The 13514-nt window shown below is 54.2% G+C and carries 16 protein-coding genes; 12 read left to right on the top strand and 4 right to left on the bottom strand.

Going from position 1 to position 13514, the window contains the following annotated elements; all coding sequences use genetic code 11:
* The first annotated feature begins 86 nt into the window (after positions 1-86).
* Complete coding sequence (locus ACFIOZ_RS15475) at positions 87-563, top strand: DUF523 domain-containing protein (RefSeq protein ID WP_386084102.1); 477 nt, start codon at positions 87-89, stop codon at positions 561-563.
* A 22-nt stretch (positions 564-585) separates the two neighbouring features.
* Positions 586-1011: a GNAT family N-acetyltransferase gene (locus tag ACFIOZ_RS15470; RefSeq protein ID WP_386079449.1), complete on the top strand. Its 426-nt coding sequence runs from the start codon at positions 586-588 to the stop codon at positions 1009-1011.
* A 106-nt stretch (positions 1012-1117) separates the two neighbouring features.
* On the opposite strand, the gene ACFIOZ_RS15465 is transcribed toward ACFIOZ_RS15470, so the two are convergent.
* Entirely contained in the window at positions 1118-1756 is a 639-nt protein-coding gene (locus tag ACFIOZ_RS15465; protein WP_386079448.1) for an NAD(P)-dependent oxidoreductase, read from the bottom strand.
* A gap of 21 nt (positions 1757-1777) precedes the next feature.
* Positions 1778-2704, bottom strand: a complete 927-nt coding sequence (locus ACFIOZ_RS15460) for a DMT family transporter (protein WP_386079446.1) — start codon at positions 2702-2704, stop codon at positions 1778-1780.
* Positions 2705-2801: 97 nt separating this feature from the next.
* Between ACFIOZ_RS15460 and ACFIOZ_RS15455 the strand changes: the two genes are divergently transcribed.
* The 3 genes from ACFIOZ_RS15455 to bluB all read left to right on the top strand — a co-directional run bounded on the left by ACFIOZ_RS15455 (position 2802) and on the right by bluB (position 5058).
* Positions 2802-3290, top strand: coding sequence for a MarR family winged helix-turn-helix transcriptional regulator (locus ACFIOZ_RS15455; RefSeq protein ID WP_386079445.1), 489 nt, complete (start codon positions 2802-2804; stop codon positions 3288-3290).
* Between the two features lie 276 nt (positions 3291-3566).
* The gene (locus tag ACFIOZ_RS15450; RefSeq protein WP_386079444.1) at positions 3567-4322 is read left to right on the top strand and encodes an NAD(P)H-dependent oxidoreductase; all 756 of its coding nucleotides are present in this window, start codon (positions 3567-3569) and stop codon (positions 4320-4322) included.
* A gap of 58 nt (positions 4323-4380) precedes the next feature.
* Positions 4381-5058: a 5,6-dimethylbenzimidazole synthase gene (gene bluB / locus ACFIOZ_RS15445; RefSeq protein WP_386079442.1), complete on the top strand. Its 678-nt coding sequence runs from the start codon at positions 4381-4383 to the stop codon at positions 5056-5058.
* A 7-nt stretch (positions 5059-5065) separates the two neighbouring features.
* Here bluB and ACFIOZ_RS15440 read toward each other — a convergent pair whose 3' ends face one another.
* Both ACFIOZ_RS15440 and ACFIOZ_RS15435 read right to left on the bottom strand, forming a co-directional pair.
* Positions 5066-6586: a diguanylate cyclase gene (locus tag ACFIOZ_RS15440; RefSeq protein WP_386079441.1), complete on the bottom strand. Its 1521-nt coding sequence runs from the start codon at positions 6584-6586 to the stop codon at positions 5066-5068.
* A gap of 133 nt (positions 6587-6719) precedes the next feature.
* Positions 6720-7685, bottom strand: coding sequence for a helix-turn-helix transcriptional regulator (locus ACFIOZ_RS15435; protein WP_386079439.1), 966 nt, complete (start codon positions 7683-7685; stop codon positions 6720-6722).
* Positions 7686-7834: 149 nt separating this feature from the next.
* Here ACFIOZ_RS15435 and ACFIOZ_RS15430 point away from each other — a divergent pair, with 149 nt between their 5' ends.
* The 7 genes from ACFIOZ_RS15430 to ACFIOZ_RS15400 all read left to right on the top strand — a co-directional run bounded on the left by ACFIOZ_RS15430 (position 7835) and on the right by ACFIOZ_RS15400 (position 13397).
* The gene (locus tag ACFIOZ_RS15430; protein ID WP_386079438.1) at positions 7835-8470 is read left to right on the top strand and encodes a glutathione S-transferase family protein; all 636 of its coding nucleotides are present in this window, start codon (positions 7835-7837) and stop codon (positions 8468-8470) included.
* A 202-nt stretch (positions 8471-8672) separates the two neighbouring features.
* Positions 8673-9158 carry a GNAT family N-acetyltransferase gene (locus ACFIOZ_RS15425; protein WP_386079436.1) on the top strand — a complete coding sequence of 162 codons (486 nt, stop codon included), beginning with the start codon at positions 8673-8675 and terminating at the stop codon, positions 9156-9158.
* A 9-nt stretch (positions 9159-9167) separates the two neighbouring features.
* Entirely contained in the window at positions 9168-10079 is a 912-nt protein-coding gene (locus ACFIOZ_RS15420; RefSeq protein WP_386079433.1) for a LysR family transcriptional regulator, read from the top strand.
* Between the two features lie 150 nt (positions 10080-10229).
* Positions 10230-10682: an amidase family protein gene (locus ACFIOZ_RS15415; protein ID WP_386079430.1), complete on the top strand. Its 453-nt coding sequence runs from the start codon at positions 10230-10232 to the stop codon at positions 10680-10682.
* Positions 10588-11640 (top strand): amidase, encoded by a 1053-nt coding sequence (locus ACFIOZ_RS15410; RefSeq protein WP_386084100.1) that lies wholly within the window; start codon positions 10588-10590, stop codon positions 11638-11640. Before ACFIOZ_RS15415 ends, ACFIOZ_RS15410 begins: the two co-directional genes overlap by 95 nt.
* Positions 11641-11698: 58 nt before the next feature.
* The gene (locus ACFIOZ_RS15405) at positions 11699-11926 is read left to right on the top strand and encodes a hypothetical protein (protein ID WP_386079428.1); all 228 of its coding nucleotides are present in this window, start codon (positions 11699-11701) and stop codon (positions 11924-11926) included.
* Positions 11919-13397 carry a sodium:solute symporter family protein gene (locus tag ACFIOZ_RS15400; protein ID WP_386079425.1) on the top strand — a complete coding sequence of 493 codons (1479 nt, stop codon included), beginning with the start codon at positions 11919-11921 and terminating at the stop codon, positions 13395-13397. Before ACFIOZ_RS15405 ends, ACFIOZ_RS15400 begins: the two co-directional genes overlap by 8 nt.
* The last annotated feature ends 117 nt before the right edge of the window (positions 13398-13514 follow it).

The following is a 13514-nucleotide window of genomic DNA, read 5'->3' as shown; positions in this document are numbered from 1 at the left end:
GGGATAAGTTAAGCAGTAAGATAAAACGCCAAGGTAATGCCTTGGCGTTTCGCATTGATTGGAGCGGTGATTTGAAGAAAGTACTAATGAGTGCCTGCCTGTTGGGGAAAAAGGTTCGCTACGATGGTGGCGCCCTTGCGGTGGCTGATCAGATCGTTGAGCGATGGCGTTCGGAAGGTCGGATCGTGTCTGTCTGCCCTGAAGTTGAGGCGGGAATGAGTACTCCCAGACAGCCCGCGGAGATTTTTAAAGGTAGTGGTGAGAGCGTCTTAAACGGCGAGGTCGATGTTCTCGAAAAAGCTGGGGGCAAGGTAACCAATGAGTTTCTAGCAGGTGCCGCTATTGCTTTGAACTTGTGCCGTAAATTCGATATCAGCGTCGCAATACTAGCTGAATTCAGCCCTTCCTGCGGAAGCTCCGCTATTTATGACGGCAGTTTCTCTGGTAAAAAAGTACCCGGTATGGGAGTAACTGCTGCACTGCTCCGCGAGCATGGCGTTCAAGTGTTTAGTCAGTATGAAATTGCGGCAGCCAATAACGCGCTTATTGGAGAAATTGTCTGAACGCAGCTATAGGATGGAAGATATGACCCCTATTATTCGGCCAACAAACGATAAGGCGTTCGCGGAAAACATCATTATTCAGAATATGTCAGCCTACTACAACCAACTTGATATGCGCTGGGATACCGCCCTGTTTGCTAAACAGTGGGGTGAGTTGGATAGCTACGAGTTAATCATAAACGCGTCACGAGCGGGTCTGCTATGCATCAATCACGATGAAAATGCCTACTATATTCGCGAACTACAAATTGATCATAAGTGGCAGCGCCAAGGCTTGGGTACAACGGCAATTCGATACACAGAGGAAATTGCTAAACAAGCAGGCATTCACTTACTTCGGTTACGTGTATTTTGTATAAATCCGGCAAGCGCTTTGTACGAGCGAATGGGGTTTCGCGTGCGTAAAACCGAGGGTGGAACTCATTATATGGAGCGGCGAATTCTCTAACCAGACAAGTGGCGTGGTTTGGAAGATTAGATTGCGCCGGTTTTCTGCTAAAACCTACCGACGCATGTTTGATTATTTGCAGCTAGATAACGGTCAAGTTTTCGATTTAATACCCTACGGTAAAGGCTTTCTGAATGTGCTGTGGGGTCTCGGCTTCATCAAGCATTGCTACCGCGAAATCTTCCATTGAGATGCGGGATTCTCCATTATTGTCCACAACGAGTGTATCGGTGCCAAGACGATAGCGTCCCATCCTCTCTCCAGGCATCAGCATGGCGGCAGGAGAGAAGTAAGTCCACGATGTGCGGGTTTCCGCTAAGCAGAGTTCATATTGCGCTTGGCAAGCTTTGGCAATTTCTAACGCAGAGGCAGGCAGGAAGTCGGGGGCTGTTAAAACCGTATTACCGCTACGCCCAGGAATTAGCAATCGTGCGGCTCCGCCTACCAAGAGCACTCGCTGACCCGGAAGTGCACTCTCCAATAGAGAATGGGATAGCTCTACCAACGCCGCTTCTTTTCCATCGGGAGGGCGAACAGCGCTGATCAACACGTCTTGTTCTTGAATAACATGTGCTAGCTGGTACGAGACTGCTATATCCGCGACACAATGGCTTGCCTCAGCGGGCAGTTTGTTAAGCTGACTCTCTGTTCTCACCACGCCGGTTACGTTATGACCACGTGCTAATGCTTCGTTCATAATGCGTTTGCCAACATCGCCAGCGGCACCAAATATTGCAATCTTCATGATATGTCTCTCTTGGGTTAATTAGTTAAGTTGCTTGGCTTTGCCAATATTCAGCAGGGCAATGCCGGCGCCAATTAATAGGGTGCCTAGTAGTAAGCCCTCGGGGGCGGTTTCTCCCTGCAGCAGTATGGCGACGGGGACGCCCACTACAGCACCGACGGAACCCAGTAGACTCAGAAACACCGGGCCGCCACTTTTCTGTAGCAGGAAAAGCAGTAAGAACTGGCCTGCGAAGACCACTGCTTGAATGGCAATCAGGATGATCGGCAGGGGGCGGTCTGTTGGAACGTTCAGTGAGAAGCCTGGCAGAAATCCCACACTGAGCAGAAGTACGGCAGCGGCGATGAGCATCCCAGGTGCCAGTGCATCGCTGGATACGCCTTCTGGCCAGCGCAAGGTTCTGTAAAGATTGCCGATGGCTAGTAGTACGGGCCCGATTAAAGCGAGGAGAATCCAGAGATAATTGGCATCCGGCGCAGAGAGCTTATGGAAGGCCAGGGTGACGGCCCCTGCCAAGGCTGATACTACCCCCGCCGCGCGCAACACCTGGAAGCGCTCCATTTTTAATGCTAGTGCGCCGACGTAGGTGAGTAGCGGTGGCAGGGTAATGATTAATGCCACGAACCCAGCACCCACATGGGGGACGGCGGAGAAAAACAGTAGGTTGGCACCCGCTACGCCCAGCAGCCCTGAAATAACGTAATACTCAATAGTGCGACCGTTCACTGGCGGTAGATTGCGGCGAAAGGCGGAGAGAACCAATAAAATAAGCGCTGCCCCTGAAATCGACCAGAACAGAAAAGCGAGCGCTGACAGCTGAATATCACCGGCTAGTTTCGCCAAATTAGTCGATAGGCCCAGCAAGGCACCACCGGATAACAGGTACACCAGTGGGGCAAGCCAAGCGCTTCTGCGTGAGTGTGCACGGGTAGTGCTTAATGATTTCATTAGCGTAATTCTCATGGGTACCGTTTCGAAAGTATCTTGATATCAAGATATGTGTGATTAATCTTGACGTCAAGCTAATTAGGCGCAAAATACACTTATGGATCATGTAGACAACATTCTTAAACAGTGGCGGCAGGAGAGGCCTGACCTTGACGTTGCGCCGATGGGTACCATCGGGCGGGTCAAACGGCTTAACCACACATTAATGCGCACAATGGAGAAGACCTGGGCAAAATACGGTCTGACTGACGCGAGCTTTGACGTTCTGGCGACTCTTCGTAGAGAGGGAGAGCCCTACGCGCTATCGCCGGGTGATTTGATGGCATCCACCATGGTGACGTCGGGCACCATGACCCACCGTATCAACCAGCTGGAAAAGGCGGGGTTGATTGAACGGGTTAAAAATCCCAATGATGGTCGCGGCTATTTAATCTCTCTTTCCCAGCGTGGTTTCGAGTTAATCGACGAAGCGGTGGCCGCCCACGTGGAAACCCAGGCGCAGCTGGTCAGCGCCCTGACTGAAGAGCAACGAGAGCAACTCGATGTTCTGCTTAAGCAGTTCTTAGCGGGGGTTGAGGGGGAGTGAGGTTTGTCATAGTGGCAAATTTGCCACTATTGAAAAGAGTCACGTCTAGAACTTGTTCCATTTCGCTTAAATACCTGTAGACGTTGGCATGGCTGATACACAGCGCTCGGCTGATGTCGGATAGCGCCCCCCTTTGTAGTCGCGAGGACAATTGCTAGATCGTCCCACCTTATTTGCTGTTCATTCATGCAAGCTGAGTTGTCATTTTTCGCGAATGTTTGAGCGTATTTGAACAGGTTAGTCTGTCGTTGAACCAATCAATAGGGGCAGCGCAGAATGAATGTATTGATCGTCTTGGCTCATCCTGAACGCAAGTCGTTCAATGGCGGCTTGGTGGATGTGGCGGTAAAACAGCTAGAGGACGCGGGTCATCAAGTTGAGGTGGGTGATCTCTATGCTGAACAGTTTGATCCGGTAGAGCACGCTGAGCAATATCCGCATAGCACCGTGGCCTCGGACTACTTCTATCCCCTCAATGAGCAGCGGGCTCACTACCAGCAAGACACATTACCGCAGGATGTCCAGCGGGAGTTGGCGCGGTTGGAGTGGGCCGACTTGGTGATCTTCCAGTTCCCTTTATGGTGGCACGCCCAGCCCGCTATTTTGAAAGGCTGGTTTGATCGGGTACTGGTATATGGAGGGCGCTACACAAGCCGTATGCGCTACGACCAGGGCTACTATCGCGGTAAGCAGGCGATGCTGTCAGTCACCACCGGCTCGCCGGAGAAAGCATTTCAGCCCTTTGGGCGTGCTGGCAATATGGTTCACTGGCTATGGCCCATGCACGCCTCATTGTATTACGTTGGCTTTGACGTATTAGCGCCTCAGGTGAGCTACGGGATTCAGGGTGGCGGTATTCGCTATCAAGAAGAGGCCGACATCATTAACCATCTAGAGGCTTGCAAGGCGGCCTGGGCATCTCGTCTGGTGAGCTTGAGTGGCGAACGACCCATCCCCTTTACGGGTTGGGACGACTGGGACGATGAGGGCGTTTTACACCAGACAAACCCGCTGCGATGGCGGTTAGGCTGAGCTCGTGTAGACTCTCACTTGTCTCTACCACCGATCAGTAAAAGGCCCGAGCCGCGCCATGAACAACGCGAACCACCTATTTTCCGATGCTGAGCGGCGTGGGCTCTACCGCGCCATCTTTGAGCGACGCGATGTGCGCGCGCAGTTTCTGCCCGACCCCATTCCCAAGGATGTGCTGGCCCGCCTGTTAGAGGCCGCGCACCATGCGCCGTCGGTGGGGTTTATGCAGCCTTGGGATTTCATCGTGATTGAGAGTCGCGATGTCAGGGAAACGGTGTTGGAACTATTCGAGCAAGAGAACCAGAAGGCTGCCGAGTGCTTTGAAGGTGAGCGTAAAGAGCATTATCGCAGCCTCAAGCTGCAAGGTATTATGGAGAGCCCGCTTAATCTCTGCATTACCTGCGACCGTAGCCGAGGCGGCCCCCATGTGCTAGGGCGAAACAGCATTGTGGAAACCGATCTGTTTAGCACTTGTTTGGCGGTGCAAAACCTCTGGCTGGCAGCGCGGGCGGAAGGGATTGGCGTTGGTTGGGTGAGTATTCTTGATCAGGCTCAACTGAGCACTGCGTTAAATCTGCCTGAGCACGTTTACCCGCTGGCGTATCTCTGTCTTGGCTACGTGAGCGAGTTTTTAGATCAGCCAGAGCTTGAAGCGAAAGGCTGGCGTTCCCGCCTGCCATTGAGTGACTTGGTGCATGGCGATAAGTGGGGGCAGCCATTTAGCAGTCGTTTGTGAGCTCGCTCTATAGGTAGGGCCTGTTTGCTGTGCTTAGTCCATCGGCCCATTGCCCGCGGCGTTGGCTTTTATTTTCGTACATGCGCTCGTCAGCCAGCGCAAACACCTGTTGGGCGGGCACTTCACTGGAGCTCGCACAGCCTAGGCTCACATGCAGCGCCAGTTCTTCAGGCTCACCGCTGGCGGTGTCGATAGTGCAACGCTGTTCAGGCAAGTTTTCTTGGATCAAGTTGGCCATACGCTTGGCTGCTGTTAGGTCGGCAGAGGGAAACAGAATGACAAATTCATCGCCACCGTAGCGAGCCAGTATGTCGCTCTCTCTGCAGTGAAGTTGCAGGTACTTAGCAACGCTAGCTATCAGTTGATCGCCTGCGACGTGCCCATGATGGTCGTTTACTTCCTTGAGTCTGTCGACATCCATCATCAGTAGAGCAAAATCCAGGTTTGGCGTTTGCGCCTTGCCCTGAATACTCATTTGCAGCGCTGATTCCAAGAAGCCCCGGTTATAAAGCCCGGTGAGTCCGTCGCGCTCAGCCGTTTTCTTCAGTTCCAAATGCAGCAGTTTATTCTCGGTAGCCGCCGCCAATTGGTCGGCAAACAGAGAAAGTATCTGCTCTAAACCGTCGTCCCGACTGGGAGTTTTCACAATCAACCAGCCTTCATACATGCTTAGACGGCCCGCCATCGACGCGACATACAGATTCTCGCCTTCCTCTGTTTGTGGCAGTGTTGTGGGATCTTCTCCCTGCCTATGAACGTTTGCTAATAAATATCTTAGGCGTTGTTCATCCTCTGAGCTTAGCCCGGCCACCGCCGCGAAGCGTGTCACTTCTGAACGCTGCCGTTCTTGTAGAAAAACCGCAAATCCGTAGTCGGGGAACTGGGTCTGTAGATGGTTTAAGGAGTCAACCAGAAGAGTATGGATATTGGTCGCGCGATTGGCGACGGCGCCTAGATCGAGCAGGGCGTGAAAAACTCGGTTCTGAAACCTAATCTCGCCTATGTTGCGGCCAATCTTGCGATTCTGACTGTAGGTGACGCGGCCAATGGTTAGAAAATAGACCACTGCCCCGGCCCATTGGTAGATATCTAAACGGTTGCTTACATAGGGACGAAAAGTGAACCCCGTTAGTGCACTTCCAATCAACGCTGCCAGAATGAAAAGTACGGCTGCAATAAGCATTTTCCGCACTCCACCGACCACTAAATTGTTCATCAAACAGGCAAGCCCAATGGTGATGGTCGCTAAAACGTAAAAATCCAGTACGCTGCACCAAAAACCAAACAGCAGGCTGTCAAAGAGGAGGTTTCTGAACTCGGCACGCTTGGAGTTCTGGGCGTATGCTGCAAGCGCATAGGCGACGCCGGGCCATAGCAGCAGCAACATCCCAGGTAGAATAAGCGTCCAGCCGCTGCCTTCTACAACGGCGATCCATACGGTGAGTCCGAAGGTATGGCAAAAGGCAAAAATGCGTGGGGCAATTATTGCCAATGCAAGACGGTGTGGGCGTCTCAAAGAAGGTTGCATTCGTGAGTCTTTATTCCACGTTATTTAACCAACAGACTAGCACCTAAGAGGTTAAGAAGCCCTATCCCGACGTCAGACGAATAGTACTTTCCATTCTCATAAGTTGCAGACAGTGTTAGGGCGTATCGATTGACTATGATGCAGCTGGCTCGCAACTGGCCAGTAAATGGTTGGCGTGCTCGCGAAGTGCCGCTTTGAGGCCATCTGGCTTGAGAACGGTAAATCGAAACGGAAGTTGTGCCAGCCAATAGGCAAACCACTCGAAGCTGTCGGTTCGGGTGTTGAGCAGTAGCCCACCGTCAACCTCCTCGAACGAACCTGTACAGCAGAAGTGGTTCTCAACGTCAGCGGACACGGCATGATCGATGTGTAGCACCAGTGATACTTCATGAGTTGGGCCCCAGGACATGAGGCTTTCGCTCAAAAAGTCGGCTGCATCGAAGTGAGCGGGTCGTATGAAGGTAGCATCGAGCAGGTGGACACCACTAATGCGATCCAGTCTAAATGAGCGCATGGCGCTCCTCAAATGGCAAAAACCAACGGCATACCATCGGCCCTGTTGGAAAACTAATCCGTAGGGGTCGACCCGGCGCGCAATCGGATCGTGCTGTGGGGAGTGGTAGATCAGCCCGACGGTTCGCATGGCCTCAGTGGCTTTAGTTAGCGTCTCAAGCGAACGGTCATCACGGCTGGGTTCACGCCGGGGCAAGATCACTTGAGTGGTCTCACTGATACCGCGCACCCGTCTTTTTAAATTCGCCGGCATCACTCGCTCGAGCTTCGCTTGTACGCTGGCAATGGCGGGAGCGGCATTCGTCAGTCCCAGTTGGCTGGCGGCCACTAAGCCTAGAGAAACAGCGAAAGTCTCTTCATCGGTAAACATCATGGGGGGCAGCTTGAAGCCAGCCACCAGTCGATAGCCGCCGTAGCGCCCCTGTTCGGTCACTATCGGCACACCTATATCTTCCAGCGCCGTAATGTAACGCCGTATAGTGCGACGATCTACGCCCAGGCGTTCGGCCAGCTCTGCGCCGCCCATCTGGCCATTAGCCTGCAGCAACTCAAGCACCGCAAGTACGCGTGTTGTGGGACTTGCCATTAGCGCCTCCCTCCTGAAGCCATCGTTAAAGTCTTGCAGAAAAAGTGCATTGTTGCGTTTATTTAGGACGGATTCTCGCCTATTAACAAACTAATCTGATCTGGCAGTACCTTCTGTCACCGAAAAATTGACTGAAAAAGGAGCCTAATATGTCAGAGCTAACGTTTTACACTCATCCTATGTCTCGCGGGCGCGTGGTGCGCTGGATGCTGGAAGAAGTAGGCATACCCTACTCGGTAAAGGCGGTAGAGTACGGTTCAGAGATGAAAGCCGAGGACTACTTGGCCATCAACCCCATGGGCAAGGTGCCTGCCATCAAACATGGCAACACTGTGGTGACGGAAGTAGCGGCTATCTGTGCGTACCTGGCAGATCAGGTTCCGGATAAAAAGCTGTCACCGCCCCCGCAATCTCCCGAACGCGGAGCCTACTATCGCTGGTTGTTTTTTATGGCGGGCCCGTTTGAAATGGCCACCAGCGCCATGACTTACGATTGGAAAATCGACAGTAGCAACGCGCAGGCTGTCGGCTGTGGCCAAGTGGAGGACAGCATCAATACGCTTGAAAAAGTACTCACTGAAAACGCATATATCTGCGGCGATCAGTTTACTGCCGCAGATATATTGGTTAGCAGTTATCTCTGGTGGGAAACGATGCAGAAGAACATCCCGTCTAAAGAGGTGTTTAAGCAGTACATAGAGCGCATGGAAAGCAGGCCGGCAGCCAAACGGGCCAATGAATTGGATGATGAGCTGGCTAAGCAGATGAAGCCTGTGACCGTCTAATAACTTGACTTTGCTGCCGCCCAGCCCTTAATCGGACAGGGACTTTTAAATTGAGATGAGCCCCATCCTAGTTGTAGTTCTTTTGACAGCGCATGGCGGTGAGAACTCTGGCTAGCGGCGTTTTCAGATAGTATCGGTGCTAGCCAGCCTACCCATATATCGCTACTGTATTTGCTTGTGCTAAATAAGACAGGCGCCACTTATGCAATGCGATATCACTCTTCAGCGGCTAAGAGCCGACGACCCTAATGCTGAAATAGTCGCGGGCTGGACATTTGAATCCTGGGGGCATTTGCACCCAGGCTTAACGCTGGAACAGGCTATTGAGCGTTTCAAGGCCGAATGTGGCCATGGCGGTGTGCCCTCAATCTTTGTGGCGATGCAAGGCGAAACCCCCGTGGGAACTGCCAGCTTGATTGCTGATGATATGAGCATTCGCCGCGAATTTACTCCCTGGCTGGCTTCTGTATTCGTCGTGCCTGAATGGCGGGGGCAGGGTATTGCCTCTACGTTGGTACGCCGGGTAGAAGCCGAAGCAGCGACGCATGGCTTTGAGCGCTGCTATCTCTATACCCCTGATCAACAGGCGCTTTATCGGCGCCTGGGTTGGCAGGAGAAGGAGGATGTTGAGTATCGAAAAGAGCACGTTACGGTGATGGCGCGGCAGCTAGATAAGCCACACAACTAAGAGACTTTTATGATCAGTGGCCGTGCGTTACGCTACTTCGATACTGTTGCCCGGTGCCGTTCGCTGCGCCAAGCCGCTGCCCAGCTGCATATCGCCCCCACTGCGATTAGCCGTCAGATCGATCTGCTCGAACATCAGCTTGGCGCACCGCTCATCGAGCGCGGTCCCAATGGTATTAGCCTAACAGCAGCGGGGGAGCTATTAGCCGCCCAGGCACAGCGCACGCTGCGTGATCTTGAGCGGGTGCAGGAGCATATTGCCGACCTTAAAGGTTTACGCACTGGCCGGGTCAGTTTGCAGGTGGCGGAAGGTGTTGTGGCTGGCCTGTTAGCCCCTGCGTTAGCCAAGATGGGGCAGCGCTATCCTCATTTGAGTTTTGATATAGGCATTGCCAGTGCTAGCCAAATGGTGGAGGCGCTGCGCCGAGGCGATGCCGATATTGGCCTGTCGTTCTTTATGCCCCGCCATGATGACATTGTGCCCTTTGCGAGTGCCGAGTTGCACCATCATGCAGTGATGGCGCCAAGCCATCCATTGGCGGCGGCTTCTGAGGTGAGTCTGCACACCTTGGCAGAGCACCGGCTGATCCTGCCTGATGAATCCTATGGTGTGCGCCAAGCGCTGGAGCGCGCCGCTCATCAGGCTGGGGTTGCTCTGGCCCCCACTTTCAAGACTGCCTCACTGGAAACTCAGAAAGCACTCGCCCTTAACGGCGCAGGCGTGCTGATATTGCCGCCGATGGCGGTAGCTCGAGAGTGTCAGTTAGGCGAGCTCATAAGCATTCCCTTATCTCCTTTAGAGCTCGAAGCTGCCCGGATTGATCTCTGCGTTTATCGCCATCGCCAGCGTAGTTTTGCCACCGAGGCGTGCCTTTCGTTGCTAGCGAGCGCCCTACAAACACTGCCCGTCCCGCCATCCTGAAATATTATGAAAGCGTAGAGTGCACACAAAAAGTGGACACGCTGCGGTCAAGATTGAAATAGCAGTGGGGGCTGTGTGGGTTCATGCTGGGCTTATTGATAAAGACTGCCTGATAACGGCCGCCTGACAACAACAGCAGAAGGTGATGTGATGCCTGAACTATACCAACTAACCGCCACGCAGTTGCTAGAGGGCTACCGAGCCCATACGTTCTCGCCCAGTGAGGTAGCCGGTGCTCTGGTTGAGCATATCAATAGCTGGGAGCCACACATCAACGCGCTGTATGCCTATCAGCCCGATGGCTTCATTAAAGCAGCACAAGTCTCTACCCAGCGCTGGTCAAAAAGTGAGCCAAGCGGTGGTTTGGATGGCGTCCCGGTCACCCTGAAAGAGTTGATTGCCACTAAAGGGATGCCGGTGCCGGTGGGCACGGGGCTTGGCGAGCAGGCCGCTTCCTCTGAAGATGCCCCCCCCGGCTGCGCGCCTAGCGGAAGACAATGCCCTGCTGTTGGCGAAAACCACTTGCCCCGACTTTGGCATGCTCTCATCCGGCCTTTCATCATTTCATGGTTTAACCCGCAACCCCTGGAACTTAGCCTGTAATACTGGCGGTTCAAGCGCAGGGGCGGGCGCGGCGGCGGCGGCTGGGCTTGGGCCGCTGCATGTGGGTACCGATATTGGTGGCTCGGTACGCCTGCCAGCGGCGTGGTGCGGGGTCGTCGGTTTTAAGCCTACGCTGGGCCGGGTACCCATCGATCCGTATTATGTTGGCCGCTGTGCCGGGCCCATGACTCGTAGCGTCGAGGATGCCGCGCTGATGATGACGGCGCTTGCCCGCACGGATCGCCGCGACGCGATGCGCCTGCCGCCAGAAGAGATCGATTGGAGGGAGCTAGCGCTGGACATAAAAGGCCTGCGGATTGGCGTGATGATGGCGGCGGGCTGTGGCCTGCCGTTGGATGATGAGATTCGCCAACATGTCGAGCAGGCTGCCAAACAGCTGGAAGCCGCCGGGGCAACGTTAGTGTCCTTGGCACCCGTGCTGACGCGCGAAATGCTGGATGGACTGGATCACTTCTGGCAAGCCCGACAGTGCAGCGAGCTGTTAAAGCTCTCGCCAGAAGAGCGTGAGCAGGTATTGCCCGCCATTTTAGCCTGGGCCGACGGTGGCGCGCGCTTAAGTGGCGTAGAGGCGGTGCAAGGTTTTCAGCAAACCATGGCGATGCGACGTGCCACCGAAGCCGTATTTGGCGAAGTGGACGCAGTGATTTCACCCACCACACCCAATATCACCTTTCCGGCCGAGTGGCCATCGCCCACTAATGATCCGCGCCAACCCTTTGAGCATATTGCTTACACCGTGCCATGGAACATGGGCGAGCAGCCCGCTATTTCCCTTAATGCTGGGTTCAGTAGCAGCGGTATGCCCATTGGCGTGCAGTTGGTAGCCCCACGTTTTGCGGATCACTTTGTGCTCAAGCTGGCGCGGCAATTAGAAGTGCGCTTAGCCCTGCCTGCGCGCTGGCCTGCGCTGCCAGACGGTACATCGGCTGTTCGATAACATCACTTTTAAAAAGCAGTCATTAAAAAGCGGTCATTAAAAAGCTAGGGGAACACACATGCGAAGATTATTGGTGCTGCCTACCTCCGGTGCTGGTTGGGGGCTGTTAATTGCATTTATTGTGCTGGTCATGGCGGGAACGTGGCCGGTCATCGGCCTGGTCAATCGGGCAACGCTGGTAATGGGGCTGCCTCTAATGGTGGTGTGGAGCTACCTGGTAATTTTTGCCTGCGTAGTGGTGATGCTGATCGGCAACCGTATCGTGGAGCGAGACGACCATGAGTAGCCCCTGGCCACTGTTGATTACCTTGACCTATGTCGCTATCGCCATGGTGATTGGCCTACGCGCCAGGGCAGGGCGCTCCATGAATAGCCTGGAGGAGTGGGGCGTGGCGGGCCGCAGCATGGGGCCTGTGACGCTCTACCTGCTGATCGCTGCCGGTAGTGTAAGTGCTTACACCTTTATGGGCGCACCCGGCTGGGCTTACTCCAAAGGCGTCGCGGTGTTTTATGTGGCGATTTATCTTGCTTACCTGGCGTTGGTGGCGTGGTACTTCGGGCCGAAGGTGTGGCAGTTTGGCGAGCAGTTTGGTCACGTTACCCAGGCGAGTGCCATTTCAGACCGCTACCAGAGCCCCGCGTTGGGTGCGTTGGCGGCGCTCGTGATGGCCATTGGCTCTATTGCCTACGCGGTACTGCAAACCATTGGTTCAGCGTATATTTTGTTTGTGATGAGTGGCGGTTTGATACCGATTTGGCTAGGTGTCGTGCTGGTACTGGCTTGCATAGCCGTCTATCTCTACGCCAGTGGTCAGCGGGCGATTGGTCGCACCAATGCCTTTCAAGGCGTGTTGATGCTGATGGTTGCCTGGGCCGTTGGCCTTTGGGCGGTGCATAGCGCAACCGGTGGCTTAAGTTTCGCTGGGGTATTCGAGCGCATTCAGGCCGAGCATAGTGAGTTTCTCACCCTGCCAGGCGCAGGCGGTGATATGAGCTTTAGTTTCTGGACAACATCGATCATCGTTTCCATGTTCTCGTTTATGCCGCCGGTATGGACGCAGTGGATGAGTGCTGCATCGGCGCGCACTATTCGCCGCAGCGCTACCTGGCTGCCCACTTATTATCTGGTCATCCTGCCCATGGTGGTGGTCGGGTTTATCGGCATTTTTTCACTGCCTGACCTGGCCCGAGCCGACACTGTGGTGCTTGAGTACGCCATGCAGCACTTGCCGGTGGTGTTAGTGGGATTGCTCGGCGCGGGTACCCTGGCGGCTTCGATGTCTTCCAGCGAGCCGTTTATCCATTCGGTATCGCTGTCGCTCAGCAAAGATGTGCTTCAGCCCGTGCTAAAGCTCTCTGATGGCGTGACCGGAAAGCTCGCCCGGCTGCTGATACTGCCCATTATGTTCTTAGTGGTCGCGCCGCTGGCGATTGCCGAGCCCGGCAGTCTGGTGATGATTCTGTTGGTGGGGTTGGGGTTTGCCTCCCAGGTACTGCCTGCCTTTATCGGTATGTTCTTTTGGCCGCGAGCTTCTCGGTTGGGTGTCATGGCGGGCATCGTGGCAGGTTTTTTGATCACCACGGCATTTACTCTCCTTTGGCCACACCCCATGGGCATTCACGCGGGATTTTGGGGGTTGATGCTCAATCTGCCAGTATTTGTCGCCGTCTCATTGCTAACACCCGCCACCCACGCTGAAGTGGTCGAGCGGTTCTTCCGTATTGCCGCTCCCCGGGGTTTTACTCGCCTGGGATAGTCGCTCTGAAAGGGGGCCGCTTTGCCACTGACTTAATCTATTCATGGTTATCAACTACCTTTGTAGCAAAGGTCTTATAGATACCCGCGCTTCTAATGATACTTGCACCAACAAAGG

Origin of the sequence: Vreelandella sp. F11 (assembly GCF_042466685.1) — a bacterium.
GTDB lineage: Bacteria > Pseudomonadota > Gammaproteobacteria > Pseudomonadales > Halomonadaceae > Vreelandella.
The sequence above is the reverse complement of the archived record's forward strand: the minus strand, read 5'-3'. Positions and strand labels throughout refer to the sequence as shown.